The 2,581-nt window shown below is 41.4% G+C and carries 4 protein-coding genes; 1 reads left to right on the top strand and 3 read right to left on the bottom strand.

Going from position 1 to position 2,581, the window contains the following annotated elements; genetic code table 11:
• Window positions 1–277: 277 nt before the first annotated feature.
• From ESE_RS0101120 to ESE_RS0101110, 3 genes are all read right to left on the bottom strand, one after another.
• Window positions 278–664: a hypothetical protein gene (locus ESE_RS0101120; protein ID WP_010369882.1), complete on the bottom strand. Its 387-nt coding sequence runs from the start codon at window positions 662–664 to the stop codon at window positions 278–280.
• A gap of 15 nt (window positions 665–679) precedes the next feature.
• Window positions 680–1,081: a CvfD/Ygs/GSP13 family RNA-binding post-transcriptional regulator gene (locus ESE_RS0101115; protein WP_010369879.1), complete on the bottom strand. Its 402-nt coding sequence runs from the start codon at window positions 1,079–1,081 to the stop codon at window positions 680–682.
• A 62-nt stretch (window positions 1,082–1,143) separates the two neighbouring features.
• Window positions 1,144–1,725 carry a peptidylprolyl isomerase gene (locus ESE_RS0101110; protein WP_010369876.1) on the bottom strand — a complete coding sequence of 194 codons (582 nt, stop codon included), beginning with the start codon at window positions 1,723–1,725 and terminating at the stop codon, window positions 1,144–1,146.
• Between the two features lie 147 nt (window positions 1,726–1,872).
• Between ESE_RS0101110 and ESE_RS0101105 the strand changes: the two genes are divergently transcribed.
• A complete protein-coding gene (locus tag ESE_RS0101105) occupies window positions 1,873–2,535 on the top strand; it encodes a VTT domain-containing protein (RefSeq protein ID WP_010369872.1) in 663 nt (220 codons plus the stop codon).
• Window positions 2,536–2,581: the final 46 nt, after the last annotated feature.

Below are 2,581 nucleotides of genomic sequence, written 5' to 3'. Positions count from 1 at the left end.
GAACTATCTCGTTGTCGCTCATCAGCAACGTTATTTATATTACCAGGTTAGTAACTTAATGTCAACAACTTATTTTAGTAAGTTCTAACTCGTTAACCGAGAAACATATATTCCGTCGCAAGCAACTTTTATATCTTACCTAATCAAAATTAATTTGTCAACAACCAATTTCAATTCGATTTGATTGGTTTTGCAATTGAATTGTATTCCTTGCAAAACTCAACTTAAATATAATACCCAATCTACGAATATTTTGCAACCCCTAATTTAAAATAAACTAATCTAGTCGTGCCACACCTGTCATATCAACATTCGTAAGCAAACCTGCTGCATCTTTTGCATTCATAAATTGCAATCCCAGCAGTGCCAATCGATCCATATTAAAATCTGTTGTATCAATTGGTTCGAAGGTATACAACGAAATTAAATCTTCCGCGGTCTCTAATCCCTTACCATGCCAGGCCGCTAATTCGCCCAGCCGTAAGTTATCTAAATTAATGCCTAGTTCCCCTTTCATACCAGTTAAAATTGAACCCAACGCTGTATCCCCAGCATGTTTGTGCATCTTCACTGTGTAAAAGCGTGGTGTTGGCACCTCATCAGTCACTAAAAAATAAGACTGATCATTTCGCGTAAATACAATTGTCCCAGCAATCATTGACATGTCTCTTCCCCCTATTTATCGTTGTTTCGTTTTCAAACGATCGAGCGCCTCATTAATCATAGCATCCCGTGTTGTCGCAATGCTATCAAAGCCTATTGTTAAATGCTGATTTGTCCAGTAATGGTGATGCCAATTATCCACACGTTGATTGTCGCGATCGGATTTCACAACTTGGCCACCATCTAAAACACTGCGCCGTGATAATGAAATCTTCTGATTGTACTGATCAATATCCAGTACCATCACTTTTATCACCTGACCAACATGCAATTCATCCCCCACATGTCGAATAAATGCTGAACGACACTCAGAGATATGAATCAGTCCTTGCGTATGTTCGTCTAACTGTACAAAAGCCCCATATGGTTGAATACCAGTAACCGTTCCTTCTACTACATCCCCAATACGATATGTCATTGGTGCCACTCCTTAACCATTAGTCTATCTTCTATATGTATCCCGGCACGCCGGGTAATCGATTAAGCAATCGTTGCCTTAATGATCTTAATAGCTTCTACTGGCTTGTCCGCATAGTCAACACGAACCTTAGCCATATCATCAACAACGTCCATACCTTCAACAACATGCCCAAAGACAGTATGACGCTTATCAAGCCATGGCGTACCACCTTGTGCACCATATGCTGTCACAACTTCGTCAGGGACTAAGCCATTTAATTGACGCAACATGTTTGCTGGGACACGTGAAGCTTGCACAATGAAGAATTGTGAGCCGTTTGTATTTGGACCAGCATTGGCCATTGACAATGCACCACGCAAATTAAAGACTTCGTCAGAGAACTCATCTTCAAACGCGTCACCCCAAAGTGACTCACCACCCATACCAGTACCAGTTGGGTCACCACCTTGAATCATAAAGTCGCTAATCACACGGTGGAAGATAATCCCATCGTAGTAGCCCTTTTCAATCAAGCCAACAAAGTTTTCTACTGTCTTTGGTGCTTGTGCCGGGAACAATTGGATCTTAATCGTTCCCTTTGACGTCTCAAGCACAGCAACAGGTCCGTCTACCGCTGCCAAATCAAATTGTGGCAATGCCATATTTATTTTCCTCACACATTCTTCAATATATTCCTTAGCTATTATAGCATAATCATTAAGGCGTCTTTCAAGCGTCGTAAAACGTGCTAAACTTAGTACTAGTTGTCATTCGACAGGATATATAAATATACGGGAGTAGAAATCGACATGGTTCACATCATTGATTTGTTCCTTCACCTCGATGTTCATTTGAACAACTTGGTGAATGCCTGGGGTGTTTGGTCATACGTCGCCTTGTTTGCGGTTATCTTTATCGAGACGGGCTCAGTTATTTTCCCATTCCTACCAGGTGATTCGCTACTGTTTGCGGCTGGATCTATTTCAGCGCTACATGGTAGCATTTTAAACCACTGGGTCTTAATGATTATGTTCTGGATTGCTGCTGTTTCAGGTGATTCATTGAACTTTTTCCTCGGCCGAACAGTTGGTCTGAAACTAGTTAAACACCCGCTGCTTGGTCGGTTTATCAAAGATGAACACTTGGCAGAAGCCAACGACTTTTTCGTTAAACACGGTAAGATGGCTGTTATCTTAGGTCGTTTCCTACCAATCATTCGTACCTTAGTGCCATTTACAGCCGCCATTTCTGGGTTCAAGTACCGCAATTTCATTGCATTAGAAATGATTGCGGCGACTATCTGGGTCGTCGTGGCTGTTGAAGCGGGTTACTACTTCGGTGGTATTCCTTTCGTCAGTGAACACTTCTCATTGGTCATTATTGGTATCTTGGTTGTCACTGCACTGCCTGCCATTATCAGTGCAATCCGCCAATCATTAATTAGTAAAAAGCAAAAACAAATGGAACAATAAATAAAAAAGCGTCGTACGTAACGTAACCGGTAACCGTTTAACCGTT

It is taken from the genome of Weissella cibaria KACC 11862 (assembly GCF_000193635.1).
GTDB lineage: Bacteria > Bacillota > Bacilli > Lactobacillales > Lactobacillaceae > Weissella > Weissella cibaria.
The sequence above is the reverse complement of the archived record's forward strand: the minus strand, read 5'-3'. Positions and strand labels throughout refer to the sequence as shown.

What these genes read in the sequence shown, in the direction of transcription:
- ESE_RS0101110 (WP_010369876.1), bottom strand. Translation starts at nt 1,725, where the DNA reads ATGGCATTGCCACAATTTGATTTGGCAGCGGTAGACGGACCTGTTGCT.
- ESE_RS0101120 (WP_010369882.1), bottom strand. Translation starts at nt 664, where the DNA reads ATGTCAATGATTGCTGGGACAATTGTATTTACGCGAAATGATCAGTCT.
- ESE_RS0101105 (WP_010369872.1), top strand. Translation starts at nt 1,873, where the DNA reads ATGGTTCACATCATTGATTTGTTCCTTCACCTCGATGTTCATTTGAAC.
- ESE_RS0101115 (WP_010369879.1), bottom strand. Translation starts at nt 1,081, where the DNA reads ATGACATATCGTATTGGGGATGTAGTAGAAGGAACGGTTACTGGTATT.